This is a genomic window from Sphingobium cyanobacteriorum (assembly GCF_030580935.1).
Taxonomy (GTDB): domain Bacteria; phylum Pseudomonadota; class Alphaproteobacteria; order Sphingomonadales; family Sphingomonadaceae; genus Sphingobium; species Sphingobium cyanobacteriorum.
In genome coordinates this window covers 72,026-86,601 of record NZ_JAUQOM010000003.1, presented here as the reverse complement: position 1 = coordinate 86,601, position 14,576 = coordinate 72,026, and the positions used below count along the sequence as shown (strand labels likewise).

Sequence of the window (14,576 nt, the reverse complement as noted above, 5' to 3'; positions counted from 1 at the left end):
CGACGATCCCCATCGCGTCGCGGGGACGGCGGGCGAAACAGGATAAGGCATGTCGATCTTCTCGCGTCTCTTCAAATTCTCCTCGCAGGATATGGCCATCGACCTCGGCACCGCCAACACGGTGGTCTATGTGCGCGGTCGCGGCATCGTGCTGAACGAACCGTCGGTGGTCGCCGTCGAGACGATCAACGGTGTCAAGCGGGTGAAGGCGGTCGGCGTCGACGCGAAGCTGATGATGGGCAAGACCCCGGATTCGATCGAGGCCATCCGCCCGCTGCGGGACGGCGTGATCGCCGACATCGATGTCGCCGAACAGATGATCAAGCATTTCATTACCAAGGTGCATGGCGGCAAGCACAGCCCCTGGCGCGCGCCTGAAATCGTGATCTGCGTGCCCAGCGGCTCCACCAGCGTCGAACGCCGCGCCATCCGCGACGCCGCCAGCAATGCCGGCGCCAGCCAGGTGTTCCTGATCGAGGAACCGATGGCCGCCGCGATCGGCGCCGACATGCCCGTGACGGAGCCGATCGGTTCGATGGTGGTCGACATTGGCGGCGGCACCACCGAAGTCGCCGTGCTCTCGCTGCGCGGCCTTGCCTACACCACCTCCGTCCGCGTCGGCGGCGACAAGATGGACGAGGCGATCGTCTCCTTCGTCCGCCGCCACCACAATCTGCTGATCGGCGAAGCGACGGCCGAGCGGATCAAGAAGCAATATGGCGTCGCCCAGCCGCCCGAAGATGGCGTCGGCGAAACCATCCATATCAAGGGCCGCGACCTGGTGAACGGGGTGCCCAAGGAAATCTCGATCAACCAGGGCCAGATTGCGGACGCGCTGGCCGAACCGATCAGCACCATCGTCGAAGGCGTGCGGATCGCGCTGGAAAATACCGCGCCCGAACTGGCGGCCGACATTGTCGACCAGGGCATCGTCCTGACCGGCGGCGGTGCCCTGCTCAAGGGGCTGGACGATGAGCTGCGCGACGAAACCGGCCTGCCCGTCACCATCGCCGAAGATCCGCTGACCTGCGTGGCCATCGGCACCGGCCGCGCGATGGAAGACCCGATCTTCCGGGGCGTGCTGCAAACCGCCTGATCGAGAAGGACGATTAGATGGCGCGGCCACCCAGCCGACGCCCCGGCATCAACCGGAGGGCGCAATATAGCCTGTTCGCCAGCTATGTCGTGGCGGTTGCCGGCGCGGCCATAGGCTTGTTGCTGGTGGTGGTCGCCATGTTCGATCCCACCGGCTTTGCCGCCCTGCGCATCGCCGCGTCCGAAATCAGCCGCCCGATGTCCGTCACCATGAAATCGATGGTCAGCGGCGTCGGCTCTGTCGATGAAGTGCTGGCCGCCTACTGGCGTGCGGGATCGCAGAATGTCAGCCTGCGCCGCCAGGTGGAGGCCGACCGCAACCGCATCATCGAAGCCAAGGCCGTCGCGCAGGAAAATCTGCGCCTCAAGAAACTGCTGAAGCTGGTGGATGAGGACAGCAGCGACCTGCTGACCGCCCGGCTGATCGCCTCCTCCGCCAGCAGCGCGCGGCGCTTTGCGCGCCTGAACGCCGGCCGTTGGCAGGGGGTGCGGCCGGGGATGCCGGTGCGCGCGCCCGAAGGGCTGATCGGCCGCATCCATATCACCAGCCCCAACAGCGCCGACGTGCTGCTGCTGACCGACACCAGCAATATCGTGCCGGTGCGCCGCGCGAATGACAATATCCCGGCCATCTCGACCGGGCTGGGCGACGGATCCGTGGAAATCCGCGCGCTGACCGCAGGCCGCAATCCCTTCAAGCCGGGCGACCTGCTCGTCACATCGGGGATTGGCGGCGTCTATCAGCCCAATATCCCGGTCGCGGTCGTGGTCCGCGCGCAAGGCGAGATCGCCTATGGCGTGCCCCTCGCCAACCCCGCCCGCGTCGACGCCGTGGTGGTGGAGCGCATTTTCGAGGAAGCCGTGACCCGGCCCGGCCCGGTCGCCCCTGTCGGCGAAGAGGCGCAGGCCGGCAACGCCGTCGCGCCATGATCGACCCGCATCTGCATCATGTGCCGCGGCTGGGGCGCTATCCCTCTCGCTTCCGGCTGGCCGGCACGCCGGTCGCCACCGTGATGCTGGGGTCTTTCCTGACGGCGCTGCCGGTCATTGCCCAGACCGCGATCCTGCCGCCCTTCGGCCTGCTGATCCTGTTGTCCTGGCGATTGTTGCGGCCCGAATTGTGGCGCGCATGGATCGGCCTGCCGCTCGGCCTGTTCGACGACATGATGAGCGGCCAGCCGATCGGCTCTGCCATGTTCCTGTGGACCGTCGCGCTGATCGGCATCGACTGGATCGAACATCGGATGGTGTGGCGCAGCTACCGGCAGGACTGGCTAATCGCCGCACTCGCCATTATCTTCTGCATTTCCGGTGGCCTGTTCTTCGCCCGGATCACCGGCGGAGGTTCCGTGCGCTTCATCCTGGTCACGCCCCAGATCGTCTGGACGATCCTGCTGTTTCCGTTCGTTGTCCGCCAGTGCGCGCGGATCGACCGCTGGCGCGTCATGGCATGAAATTCCTGTTCCCCAAGCGCAAGATCGTCACCGAAGCCACCCAGTCCTTCACCTTTTCGCGGCGCGCGATGGTGGTCGGCGGGTTGCAGGGCGCGATCGGCGCGGTGCTGGTCGGGCGGATGGCGTGGATCAGTATCGTCCAGAATGAGAAATACAGCCTCCTTTCGGAAAGCAATCGTGTCAACCTGACGCTGATCCCGCCACGCCGGGGCTGGATCATCGATCGCAACGGGCGGCCGCTGGCCAACAACCGCACCGATTTCCGCGTTGACCTGATCCCGCAACGGGTGATCGACCCTGAAGGCACCATCACGCGCCTCGCCCAACTTTTGAAGCTGGAACCGGACGAGGTGGATCGCATACGCGAGGATCTGGAAAAGTCCGCTGGCTTCCGCCCGGTACAGGTTGCCGACAAGCTGACCTATGACCAATATGCCGCCATCAGCGTGCGTCTGCCCGACCTGCCGGGTGTTGCGCCCAGCCAGGGCTTTTCGCGCTACTACCCCGCTGGCGCCACGGTCGGCCATCTGCTGGGCTATGTCGGCCCGGCGACGGCGGAGGACTATAAGGCGCGCAAAGACCCGCTGCTCATCACACCGGGTTTCAAGGTCGGCAAGGATGGCCTTGAAAAGGCGTTCGATCGCCCCTTGACCGGCAAGCCCGGCGCCAAGCGTGTGGAAGTCACCGCGCGCGGCAAGATCATGCAGGAACTGACGACGCGCCAGGACACGCCCGGTCGCTCGATCAAGCTCACCATCGACGCGGGCCTTCAGGAATATGCCGGGCGGCGGCTGGCGACCCAGAGCGGATCGGTGGTGGTGATCGACTGCCATAATGGCGATGTGCTGGCGCTCGCCTCCATGCCCAGCTTCGATCCCAACAGCTTTTCCGACGGCATCAGCCATCTGGAATATGAAATGCTGTCGAAGGACGATCATGTCCCCCTGCGCAACAAGACGTTGCAGGGCCTTTATCCGCCCGGATCGACCGTGAAGCCCATGGTGGCGCTGGCGCTGCTGGAAGCGGGCATATCACCCGCCGAAACGGTCAGTTGCGGCGGCGCGATCCGGGTAGGCAACACGCTGTTCCATTGCCACAAGCGGCGTGGCCATGGCCCGCTCAACATGCGCGGCGCGATCGCGCAGAGCTGCGATATCTATTTTTACCAGATGGCCCAGCGGATCGGCATGGACCGGATCGCCAGCATGGCGCACCGCGTCGGCATGGGCCAGAAATTCGATCTGCCCTTCCCCAGCCAGAGTTATGGCACTGTACCAGACCCGGCGTGGAAGGAACGGAAATATAACCAGAAATGGCAGGTGTACGATACCGTGAATGCCACCATCGGTCAGGGCTATATGCTCATCAACCCGCTACAAATGGCGGTGATGGCGGCGCGGCTGGCGACCGGCAAGCAGTTGATGCCGAACTTCATCTTCGGTGCGCCACGGGCGGAACCCGCGCCGGTCGGGTCGACCGAGGAGCATCTGGTCGTCATCCGCGACGCGATGAACGCAGTGGTCAATGGCGGCGGCACCGGCGGCGCGGCGCGCAGTTCGATCCCTGGCGTCATGATCGCGGGCAAGACCGGCACGGCGCAGGTCCGCCGCATCACCATGGCGGAACGTGCGGGCGGCGTGCGCGGCAATGCCGGCCTGCCCTTCAAGCTGCGCGACCACGCCCTGTTCCAGGGTTTCGCCCCGTTCGACAATCCCCGCTACGCCATCGCCTGTATCATCGAACATGGTGGCCACACCATCCGCAACGAGGACGCGCCGATGATCGCCAGCGATACGCTGTCCTACCTGTTCGATCCGGCCAAGGCGATGGAGAAGCTGGAAACGCTGGAAAAGGGCTGGGGCGGCCCCCCGGCCGAGCGGCAGGCGCGGCAGATGGCCGCTTTCCGCCTGGCCAAGGCGATCGAAAAGGGCGAAGTCGCTCCACCCGCCGACAATGCGGCGGACAATGCCGCCAATGCGTCAGCCCCCGCGCCACCTGCCCCTGCCCCTCCCCCGCCGTCACCAGCCGAGGAGGAGGATGTTCCGCCGCCCGCCAACCGCGCGAGCGCGCCATGAGCGTCGTGCCCAAAGCCCTGACCGAATTTCCCTGGCGCATCCTGGGCCTTCTGCTGGCGATCGCGGGATTCGGGACGATCGTCCTCTACAGCGCGGCAAACGGCCACATCTTCCCCTGGGCGGTCAACCAGAGCGTCCGCTTCGTCATCTTCTCCGCCATGGCGCTGGCGCTCAGCCGTGTGCCTATCGAGATATTCGCCCGCTTCGCCTTTCCCGCCTATGGCGCGGTCCTGGCGGCCCTGTTCCTGGTCGAACTGATCGGTGGTGTCGCGGGGGGCAGCCAGCGCTGGATCAACCTCGGCTTCATGCAGCTTCAGCCATCGGAATTCATGAAGCCCATCATCGTTCTGACGGTCGCCCGCTTTTACGCGATGCTGCCGGTGGGGGAAATACGGCGCTGGAACGCGGTCTGGCCTGCGCTGGTGCTGATCGGCGTGCCATGGGCGCTGGTCCTGATCCAGCCGGACCTGGGCACCGCAACGATGATCGCGGCGGGTGGTGTCACCGTGATGTTCCTTGCCGGGCTGCCGCTGCGCCTTTTCGTCGGCACGGGCCTGGCCGGTTGCGCGATCATTCCGATCGCCTTCAGTTTCCTGCACGATTATCAGAAAAATCGTGTCCTCATCTTCCTTGATCCCGAAAGCGATCCGCTGGGTGCGGGCTATCATATCAGCCAGTCGAAGATCGCGATCGGTTCCGGCGGCCTGTGGGGCAAGGGCTTCCTCAACGGCACCCAGAGCCATCTCGACTATCTGCCCGAAGGCCATACCGATTTCGTATTCGCCACCATGGCGGAGGAATGGGGACTGCTGGGCGGTACGCTGCTGATCCTGGCCTTCATGCTGCTGTTCCGCTGGGGCATCCGCGTGGCGATGCGGACGCAGGACAAATTTGCCCGCATGGCGGCGGCGGGGCTGACCACCACCATCTTCTTCTATGTCGCGATCAACCTGATGATGGTGATGGGCCTGGCCCCGGTGGTCGGCATCCCCCTGCCCTTCATGTCCTATGGCGGATCGTCGATGCTGACGGTGATGCTGTGCGTGGGCATCATCATGGCAATCGACCGCGCCGGCAAGCGCCAGTCGGGGCCACGAAACTGGGCGTGAAATCCCGGTTTTTAGAAAAAATGCCGGCCGGGATGATTTCCTGTTTGCAAAGTCTCGGCCGACTGCTAACAGCCCGCCCACGCCGGATCCGTTTCCAACCGGCATGGACGCATAGCTCAGTTGGTAGAGCAGCTGACTCTTAATCAGCGGGTCCTAGGTTCGAGCCCTAGTGCGTCCACCACTTTCTCCCCATTTTTCAAATGGTTAAAGATCTGACAAAGTGCGGCGGATGCCGGGATCTGCGTGCTAGGTAGCTCTCTAGGTAGCAGCACGCGATTCCACCATCGAGCATGGTCAAGCGCTACGCTCCAGCGCCCCAGGAGCCGGACTGCGGGCGAGCGAGGGGGACCTCAGGACTTAAGCGAGTCGTGACCACACCTGCCGACCATTGCGACGGCTAATTCCACTCTGCTTCGAACCAGCATGCTACCTTTGAATGGCCACCACGAGCCTCTGGCTCCGCAGGGATGTAGGGGCCGCTAGGGCACACGAGCTCCGATCCAGATCACCCGCCCTACAACGTCGACGCCCTTACGTTGAATACCGTGCCAGCTTGGATATGCGGGATGGTCGGTGAGAACGGTCAAACGGTTCTTCGTGGGGTCGAGTGCTATCCGCCTCACGAAAATCTCAGACGAGCCTCGGATGGCATAAAGGCCTTCACGCAAGCCCTCCTGGTTTCGCATTCGTCCAATCATCACCTCGTCGCCATTGCAGAGAGCGGGCTCCATAGCCTCGCCGACTATTGGAAGGATTGCGACGCTGGCTGGTTGATCACTCAACCGAGCTAACCAATCCGCATCGACTAGGCGCCATGATGGGCGTGAGCCACTATCCTTCCCGCTCAGCACAGGGACTTTGACGATGGAACGCTGCCCGACTGTCGGCCCGTCCCTTCCGCCAAGCACTTCCGGGGGAACGTCAAAATGCGACGCCAGCAGAGCTATATCACTTTGCTCAAGGCGGACCGGTGAGCCTCGTTTGATGAACTGTTGGATGTATGCCGAGTTTCTTCCGAGAAGCCGCGATATCGACGCGTAGGTCTCGCCTCGCTCGGCAATCAAGCCATCCAACGCATCACGCGGCTCCATCCTATCATCTCCTTCGATTTCCTACGGCTATATCACGTTGGTGAGGACGATTCCTAGTCGGCCAGCGCACGGAAGCTCATTACGAGAGCCGAGAGAAACGAAATTCGCATTGGAATAGAATGCCACGGTACCAGCGCTACTGGGTCGGCCTCGACGCCGGACACCTCGAGACCGCCATCTGCCTTGTTAATTCCGATGGCCACGCTTTCTTCGAGGCTAAGACTGAAACCCGCGCCGCTCCCATCCGGGACATCCTTCGGCGGTTTGGCGTCGAGCCAGTCCAGTCCGTTACAATCGAGGCCGGTGTCGGCACTCAGATGGTTCGGGATCTCCGTTCGTACGGCTTTCCTGTTCAAGTCGTGGACGTACGCAAATCAAGCAAGTTCCTCGCGATCCGACGGCAGAAGACTGATGCAAATGACGCCAAAGGTCTCGCTGACCTTGGCCGACTGGCCCAGGCAACTGGCACTCAGGTTTACGTCAAGCCTATAGAGCATCAGGACATCCGGATCATGATCAACATCCGTCGAACCCTGCTGAAGCACCGAGCCAAGATAGATGCCCTGCTCCAGTCCATATTCAGATTACATGGCGGCAGCCTCAAACTCCTGAACGGGCGAGGCTCGCTTGCGGCTGAGGTCGCGAAGCAACAGAGGCTCTTACGCATGAGTGGTGTGACCATTGGTATCGACCTGGATCCTTTGGTCAGCATGGGCGAAGCCCTGCGATCACATATTGCAGATATGGACCGCGAGATGCGCACGATGGCCGCTACCATCCCGGCATGCGCTGGATTTCAGACAATTCCTGGCGTTGGCCCAATCACGTCGCTGTCGTTTTACAGCGCTGTCGGAGACCCATACCGTTTCAAGCACAACAGGGATGTTGGGCCTTATCTCGGCCTCACGCCAACGCTCTATCAGTCCGGCGTCACCGCGCGCCGCGGCCGGATCAGCCGACACGGGAATAAACTGACCAGAACGCATCTAGTCACAGCCGCCACTGTGCTGCTTTGTAGCATTCAAGCCGAAAGTTCATTGCGCTCCTGGGGGCTTCAGCTGGCAACAAAGATCGGGTTCCTCAAGGCTCGGGTTGCCGTTGCAAGGAAACTCGCCGTCCTCATGATAACCATGTGGAAGACTGGCGAGCCGTTTGCGCCAGACTATCGCAGACCTCGGTTCCTCCAACCGGAGGAGGCAGGCTTGGACCCCGTGCAGATTTCTGGGGCCTAGATCCCGTTGTAGGTAATTGGGCCAAGCCTGCCGTCAGGTTTCACACTCACTCCCGGCAGTTGCTCATAATGTTGCAAATTCAGATCATTATCCGCCATTTCAGAGTTAGGGGGTCAAAAATGAGACATTATGGACCCATGCAGCGCATGGCGGACCCGCGACAACGCTGGTTTTCCGTGGAGTGCATCGGCCGAAGTTAGTTTGAGAGCGCGACTGCCGGGAAAGCCAGATTGCGTGCTAGAGCCTCGATTTCGTCACGCCAAGCCAGCTTTTCTAGCCATGATCGGCGGATCGAGGATGCTCCGTAAATTGCACCAGCCAACTGCCCGGCAATTGCGGCAGTATTGTCGGCATCGTCACCGAGGTTTGCAGCCAGCAGGACCGCATCATCAAAGCTAGCCGTGTTTGCCACAGACCAGATCGCTGCTTCGAGGCTGTGTGCTACGAAACCGCTGCTAGAAATCTGATCACGGGTCTTGCCGCGCCAGCTACCGGCAATGATTGGCCCGATTTCAGGTCCATATCCGCCCGGAGCAACTGCCAGGGCTTCGTCAAGGTCGGCACCTAAGATGGCAGCCCGCAAGACCAGTGCGTATGCTTCACAGGCGTCAAGGCACGCGTCTGCAGCGTGCGTGGTCATGCTCTGTCGGCGGGCAACTCGCGTTACTACGGCGGGATTCTCCCGGATCCCCCAGATTGCGACAGGCGCAAGTCTCATCAATGAACCGTTCCCTGCTGAGTACGGGTCGGTCGATCCTGCGATCGGGTCGCCGGTCTCTTCGAACCGGGAAAGGGCTTGGCGGGTTGCCATCCCGATATCGAAACAACTGCCTGTTGGACTGAAGGCGCCGTTTCTCCACCAATCGACGAAGCGTCGCTGTGCTTCTTCCGGCTCAAAGGCCGAGCCCCTGGCTGCGCTGGCAAGGAGAGCTTCTCCAAGCGCGAGAGCCATCGAGGTGTCATCGGTCCAGGTACCCGCATCCAAACTGAACGGCCCTCCCCCGACCATGTCAGTGATGTGGGGATAAGTGTCGCGGGGCTTGAACTCGAGTGTCGTCCCCAACGCGTCACCGACCGCCAGACCAACGAGACATCCACGGGACCGATCGTAAATGCGCTCGATCTCTCGAAGGTGATCCTCCTGTGCCTTTGTCTCGATAGCGCCCGGCCTGACCTCTCGCACTTGGGCGATTGCGCTATTGGCGTCCGTGACGCCGAGTTCGATGAGTAGTCTCGCTGCTACTGTGCCAGCTCGGCCCAGCCCTCCTCGGCAATGGATAAAGAAGCTTTGCCCGCTAGTGAGCAGGCCGCGCAGCCGAGTTCCGGCCGTGCGCCATCTTTGTTCAAATTCTTCCCCCGGAGCCGCGCCGTCAGGGATCGGTAGATGAAGCCATTCCATCCCGCGTGCAGCAACCGCAGTCTCTAGATCTGATACCCCCAGCATATTGATCTCATGCGTCTCAATCAGAGAAACAACGGCAGTTGCCCCCCATTCACGCACGGCGTTCAAGTCGACCGAGATATCACGCTTCCACTCGAAACCTGCGAGCGCAGGTCCCTGCTTACCGGGACAGAACGAGATTCCGATCCGGCCTGGGTTAGCCGAAAGTGTTGGGATCTGGATCGGGTCAGTTATGCTGGTTCGAAGGTTTCTGCTCATCGTGCTTGAATATGCCCCACCTACGACATTAACGGTCGCATGCCATGCCGCCGCGGCTCGCCCATAAACGATCAGTTTTCTTTCTTTGGCCGTTTGGTGAGCCGGAGCGATTCTGGACTATCATCCGTTCTTTGCCGGTTTAGCTTTTGCGAGGCTTGCCTTTCCAGACGGAATATCGCGGATCTGCAAGTGACCGGTTTCGGTTCTCCGAGATTCGAAGCCTCCAGCTTTGTCGACCAAGTCGCTCAGCTTTGCTTGACCGTAGGTGCGAGGATCAAAGTCAGACGCGAGTGCTGCAAGACGTTGGCCCACTCGCCCAAGTGGCACCCAACCTCCTTCATCATCAAGCTGTGAGATAGCAGTTCGGATCAGTGGCGCCGCAGCGGTCGGCGGCTTCGTGACGTTAGCTGGACGGGCGTCCTGTCGCTCTGGCTCATCTGGAGTTGGTGCTTCTGGCAGCAGGTTCTCAGTATAGATGAAACGGCGACAAGCTTGCCGGAAGCTCTCGGGCGTTTTCTGCTCTCCGAAACCGTAGACATCAACGCCCTGCTCACGGATTCGCGAGGCCAGCCCAGTAAAATCGCTATCGGAAGACACAAGGCAAAACCCGTCGAAACGACCGGTATGCAGAAGGTCCATCGCGTCAATGACCAAAGCGATGTCCGAGGCATTCTTGCCGCTCGTATAGGCAAAGTTCTGATGCGCCTTGATCGCATGGGTTGCGAGAACGTCTGCCCAAGATTTCAAGCGAGAACCTGAAAAGTCGCCATAAATGCGACGAACGCTGGCCTCGCCGATTTTGGCGATTTCCTCAAATAGGCGAGTAGCAATGCGCGACGATGCATTATCCGCATCAATCAGGACGGCAAGGCGCGGAGTTCGCGGATCGGCAGCCATATTCGGATTGAGCCCTGTCAGTTCATGTTGAAGATGAGCAGTGCAATAAGGCAAAGGGAAATTCCAATATGCCACTTGTCAAAATCGCGCAGAGGACCTTTGCCAAGGAATTGATATCGCGTTCCATCGCTTGTGACCCTGTATCTCGAGATTGGGAATATCGGTAGGAACAGGAAGACGAAGTAATAGGTCGCCATGTAGGACCCATCGTGCCGGGCGTCAGTTGATCCATAAAGCTTGAACCCGATACCGTTGATGGTCGAAAGAGATGGGGCCGAATTGATAGGCTCAAGATCCCCAAGCCTTTCGTCGTTGGATTTGACGATCTCCAAGTTCTTTTGAATGCGCTGGGTCAGCTCCTCATCGCTCGCAAGTTGCCTCGCCTGCTGCAGCAAAGTCAGGCACGTCTTCCACTTCGAAGTAGCATTGCCATATGCCACCGCACATTGCATGACCGTCGCGGCCATGAGATCGCGCGCGTCCTGGTAGGTAGGCGATGTCCGTTGGATAGGTGCCCCGTTGAGAAGAACTGCGCCATCCTTCAACAGCCTTGAGGCCTCCTGATCTGCCCGAGCAGGCTGTCGCTCAATGACCCTGGAGATCTCCCGACACAATTCGCGGACAGGATCGATAGCTGCGGATTCTTCACGGCGTTGCGAAATTTCCGACAATGCGTGATTGTCCTCTTGCACCCGATCATGCACATCGGGGATCTCGGAGAAGAGGTCGAGCAGTAGTTTTGTCAGTCTCTCGGATTGCTCGAGGAGGTCATGCTCATTGAACAACTCGATCGCGAGGCTACGAATCTTGAATGCTACCGAGCGGCTGGGCTCATGATCAAGACCGCGTGCTTTTGCACTGAGCTGAATAGGCTGAGCAGCCATGTCCCAGTTTCGCGCAACGATTTCAATCTTGTCGATCAGAGGAAGTATCGCACTTTCGCCGCTGTGAGCGGCATTGAGGGCCGCATCCACGAGGCGAGCGATGTTGTCGGCCTCCTTGTCGAGAAATCCCTTGGTCTCAACTTCGTATGAATCGACAAGATCGTCTATCAGTTCAGGAGCATGCGCCTGCCCCGCGCTCGTTGCTGTTTCGACTGCAATCGTCATCGCTGTCACCAGCTTGTCAGCGGGCATCCGATCGAGCGCATCCCGAATACAGTTGCGGACATGCCGCTTACGCTCGGCAAGTTCCGCTTCAACTTGATCAAGAGCCCGCACTTCCGCGAATCCCGATACTGCCCGATCTTCGTTGATATCGCGCGCCACATCCGCTGGATCGAGCCGCTCGACCAAATTCGAGATCTCGATGATGAAATCGGCAATATCGGCAGGATCGATGACTTCGCCAGCGCTAGCAAAAGCCGCTACTGCGAGGTTCAAGTTCGCCAGAGTAGGCAGGCCCGATGCTCGTCGAAGCGAAAGCGGAGCCCTCTCCAACGTACTGAGAAGGTCGGCCGCCTTACGCGGCGAAATGCCAGGAAGCCAAGCGATCTCAGCGGTCAAGCGTTGACGCGGGGACGTCAACTGGGAGCGAGCCTTCTGGCAAGCATCGTCATCGATCTCCAATGATCGCTGATCGGCCAGCTCAAGGATTTTTCGGCGATCATCTCGGGTCGATGCGCCGAGAACAAAGAAAGGATTTTGGTGGATTTGCGTCGCTGTCGCACCAACGGTCACGGTCTCAGTCATCTTGGCCCCCGCCATCCTCAGTCACCCCACTCTCGTCGCCGGACGCCGATCCATCGGCTCCAGCATTGAGCGGGTCGGACGCGTCCAGTCCTCTATATGGCACCACGCCAGGATTCGACCCGGTGATAGTGCTGCTCGTATCGGTTGAAACACTCGGCTGAGCGATACCGCCGACACTTTTGATGAGGTCACGTCCCGCTTGCTCCAGTTCCGCTCGATGCGCCTCCACATCACTGCGCGCGAGATTCATTGAACTATCGAGATAGCGATACTGACCGCATCGACTGTTGTAGTCCGACACCATTGCATTGAAGCGGTCGACCTGAGCTGAGTTGTAGCCATTGACGACAGGCTCGGCTGCCGAAATTCGGATCTTCTCAGCAAGGCAGTACCTGATCTGCCCGACGCTGTGTTCCAGACCGTAGCCGACCGGCGGCCGCTCTTCGCTCAGCGCTTGGGACACCGCGGGAGCTTGACCCTCAACGGTTATCTCTGGGGGCGATTGCTCATCTGCATATTCCGCTGGAGGCGAAGAGCTGGCAGGGCCTGTTCCTGATTGGCTGGCGAACCATATGACACCGAGAATTGCTGCGCCGATCCCCCACCAAACAACCGGTTTGACAGAACTTGCGGAGTTTGCTGGCGATTGGTCCTCGGGCTGCTGGTCTAGCCGCAATGGCCGTTCGGAACGCCCAGCACCCTGCACAACAGGGCTCGGGACCGGAGCCAAACTATTGGCATGAGCGATCTCAGCATCGATGTCTGAGACTTGGCTCGACAAGCCAGCGAATCCCTTGTGCGACCGGTCGTTGCCACTTTTTTCATCTGAAGACATGCGGAATCAGTTCCAGACAAAGCCAATGCGCCGCTCATGATCGCCATCTCCACTGCGCGACGGAGTAGCCTTGAGAGCCGCGGTCAGATGTTCTTGCTCGATGCGGTCCTTGCCGCCGCGGGCTGCCAGGCGGGCCCCTTCCCTGATAACGAATGCGACGTCGGACAATGGTCGCCCGCTCAGCTCCTTCGCCAAGGTCGTGCCATCGACATCTTCGGCGGTCGGCAGCTTCATCAGCAAGGTTGCGACAAGGGCCAGGATTTCCGCTTCGCTCGCATGCGTCACTTCAACCACGTGATCAAAGCGTCCGCGCCGCAAGATTGCCGGGTCGATCATCTCGATCCGATTGGTCATCCCGATTACCAGGACTTCATGCTGAGCGGCTTCGGGGATCCTTCTCAAGAACTCCGCCATTTCCTCGACGCGGTGATGGCCGGACCCCATTTCTCGATCTGCAAGAAATGCCTCCATCTCATCGATCACGATCACTGACGGGCCATTCTGCATGGCCTTGTCAAAGACCTCCGCAACCTTCTTGCTCGTTTCGTGAATATACGGGCTTGCGACACTCGAGGCGTCAACCTGAAAGCTCGGCCAGCCCAGAAAATCGATCAAGCGCTCGACCGCGAAAGTCTTGCCGCATCCTGGGGGGCCATGGAGGATGACCGCTGAAGGAAAGTCGATGCCGAGAGCCTTGTAGCGCTCCCGGTGATTCACGATGTCAACCACATGCTCGTTGAAGAAGGCAGCCAGAACCGGCCTTCCTGGCAACTCAAAGACCTTCCCGCCTGGATCCTCGGCGGATTTACCATTTTCGGCACCGTTCTCTCCCAACTGTCGGGCTGCTTCCCGTTTCCTGGACGAGGGAACCACTTCGGAAACGGCGAATCCTGCGGCTTCGATGACTTCCTTCAGGTCTGTTGGCGCGAGCCAGCCCATGGCCTGGCGCATACGGCGAAATGATGAGGCCGAGATCTCGATACCCCCGGTCAACCAGAACCCAGCCACCATCTCGGCCGGCGTTTCGGGACCAAGCATATAGGTGGGAAGCAACCTGCTGATCTTCTCCACATAGATCGCGTCCTGGAGTGGCAGGGAATCGGCGACCTCCCTCGTCGAACGCATAGCGATCGCAAAAGCGATAGCTTCGGCCTTGTTCTTCGGGGCTGGTCCGTCTCCGATCGGGCAAAGCAGTTGGCTGGCGCCCGATGACATTTGGCCGAGACGCCGATTGTCGAACTCGAAGCCCTGGAAGAGCCCATCCGTGATCAGGCCATCGTCCAGCCATTTTTGGATCAGCCGCTCTTCCGCAACGAGAACCCGGCCACCCCCGATTGACTCAAGGATTTGCCATTCGCGGCCAGCGTGGAGCACTGTCCTCGTCTTCGCCCCGTCTGGCATCTTGAACCCAATCGGGAGCCAAGCCTCCTTCACCAT

Annotated in this window: 12 protein-coding genes and 1 tRNA gene; 7 read left to right on the top strand and 6 right to left on the bottom strand. The window is 60.5% G+C overall.

Going from position 1 to position 14,576, the window contains the following annotated elements; translation table 11 throughout:
• Positions 1–49 precede the first annotated feature (49 nt).
• From Q4610_RS08840 to Q4610_RS08815, 6 genes are all read left to right on the top strand, one after another.
• Positions 50–1,096, top strand: coding sequence for a rod shape-determining protein (locus tag Q4610_RS08840; protein ID WP_304535637.1), 1,047 nt, complete (start codon positions 50–52; stop codon positions 1,094–1,096).
• A gap of 17 nt (positions 1,097–1,113) precedes the next feature.
• Entirely contained in the window at positions 1,114–2,025 is a 912-nt protein-coding gene (gene mreC / locus Q4610_RS08835; RefSeq protein WP_304535636.1) for a rod shape-determining protein MreC, read from the top strand.
• Entirely contained in the window at positions 2,022–2,549 is a 528-nt protein-coding gene (mreD, locus tag Q4610_RS08830) for a rod shape-determining protein MreD (RefSeq protein ID WP_304535635.1), read from the top strand. Before mreC ends, mreD begins: the two co-directional genes overlap by 4 nt.
• Positions 2,546–4,624, top strand: a complete 2,079-nt coding sequence (gene mrdA, locus Q4610_RS08825; protein WP_304535634.1) for a penicillin-binding protein 2 — start codon at positions 2,546–2,548, stop codon at positions 4,622–4,624. The genes mreD and mrdA overlap by 4 nt, the downstream gene beginning before the upstream one ends.
• A complete protein-coding gene (gene rodA / locus Q4610_RS08820) occupies positions 4,621–5,733 on the top strand; it encodes a rod shape-determining protein RodA (protein WP_304535633.1) in 1,113 nt (370 codons plus the stop codon). Before mrdA ends, rodA begins: the two co-directional genes overlap by 4 nt.
• Before the next feature lie 105 nt (positions 5,734–5,838).
• Positions 5,839–5,914, top strand: a tRNA-Lys gene (locus tag Q4610_RS08815).
• A gap of 298 nt (positions 5,915–6,212) precedes the next feature.
• On the opposite strand, the gene Q4610_RS08810 is transcribed toward Q4610_RS08815, so the two are convergent.
• Positions 6,213–6,824, bottom strand: coding sequence for a S24 family peptidase (locus tag Q4610_RS08810; RefSeq protein ID WP_304535632.1), 612 nt, complete (start codon positions 6,822–6,824; stop codon positions 6,213–6,215).
• A 119-nt stretch (positions 6,825–6,943) separates the two neighbouring features.
• Between Q4610_RS08810 and Q4610_RS08805 the strand changes: the two genes are divergently transcribed.
• On the top strand, positions 6,944–8,056 hold the full coding sequence (locus Q4610_RS08805) for an IS110 family RNA-guided transposase (RefSeq protein ID WP_304535631.1): 1,113 nt from the start codon (positions 6,944–6,946) through the stop codon (positions 8,054–8,056).
• A 196-nt stretch (positions 8,057–8,252) separates the two neighbouring features.
• Here Q4610_RS08805 and Q4610_RS08800 read toward each other — a convergent pair whose 3' ends face one another.
• The 5 genes from Q4610_RS08800 to Q4610_RS08780 all read right to left on the bottom strand — a co-directional run bounded on the left by Q4610_RS08800 (position 8,253) and on the right by Q4610_RS08780 (position 14,576).
• A complete protein-coding gene (locus tag Q4610_RS08800) occupies positions 8,253–9,716 on the bottom strand; it encodes an ADP-ribosylglycohydrolase family protein (protein WP_304535630.1) in 1,464 nt (487 codons plus the stop codon).
• A 120-nt stretch (positions 9,717–9,836) separates the two neighbouring features.
• Entirely contained in the window at positions 9,837–10,613 is a 777-nt protein-coding gene (locus tag Q4610_RS08795) for an NYN domain-containing protein (protein WP_304535629.1), read from the bottom strand.
• 17 nt (positions 10,614–10,630) lie between these two features.
• On the bottom strand, positions 10,631–12,304 hold the full coding sequence (locus tag Q4610_RS08790) for a hypothetical protein (RefSeq protein ID WP_304535628.1): 1,674 nt from the start codon (positions 12,302–12,304) through the stop codon (positions 10,631–10,633).
• On the bottom strand, positions 12,297–12,767 hold the full coding sequence (locus Q4610_RS08785; protein ID WP_304535627.1) for a hypothetical protein: 471 nt from the start codon (positions 12,765–12,767) through the stop codon (positions 12,297–12,299). Before Q4610_RS08785 ends, Q4610_RS08790 begins: the two co-directional genes overlap by 8 nt.
• A 378-nt stretch (positions 12,768–13,145) precedes the next feature.
• A complete protein-coding gene (locus Q4610_RS08780) occupies positions 13,146–14,576 on the bottom strand; it encodes an ATP-binding protein (RefSeq protein ID WP_304535626.1) in 1,431 nt (476 codons plus the stop codon).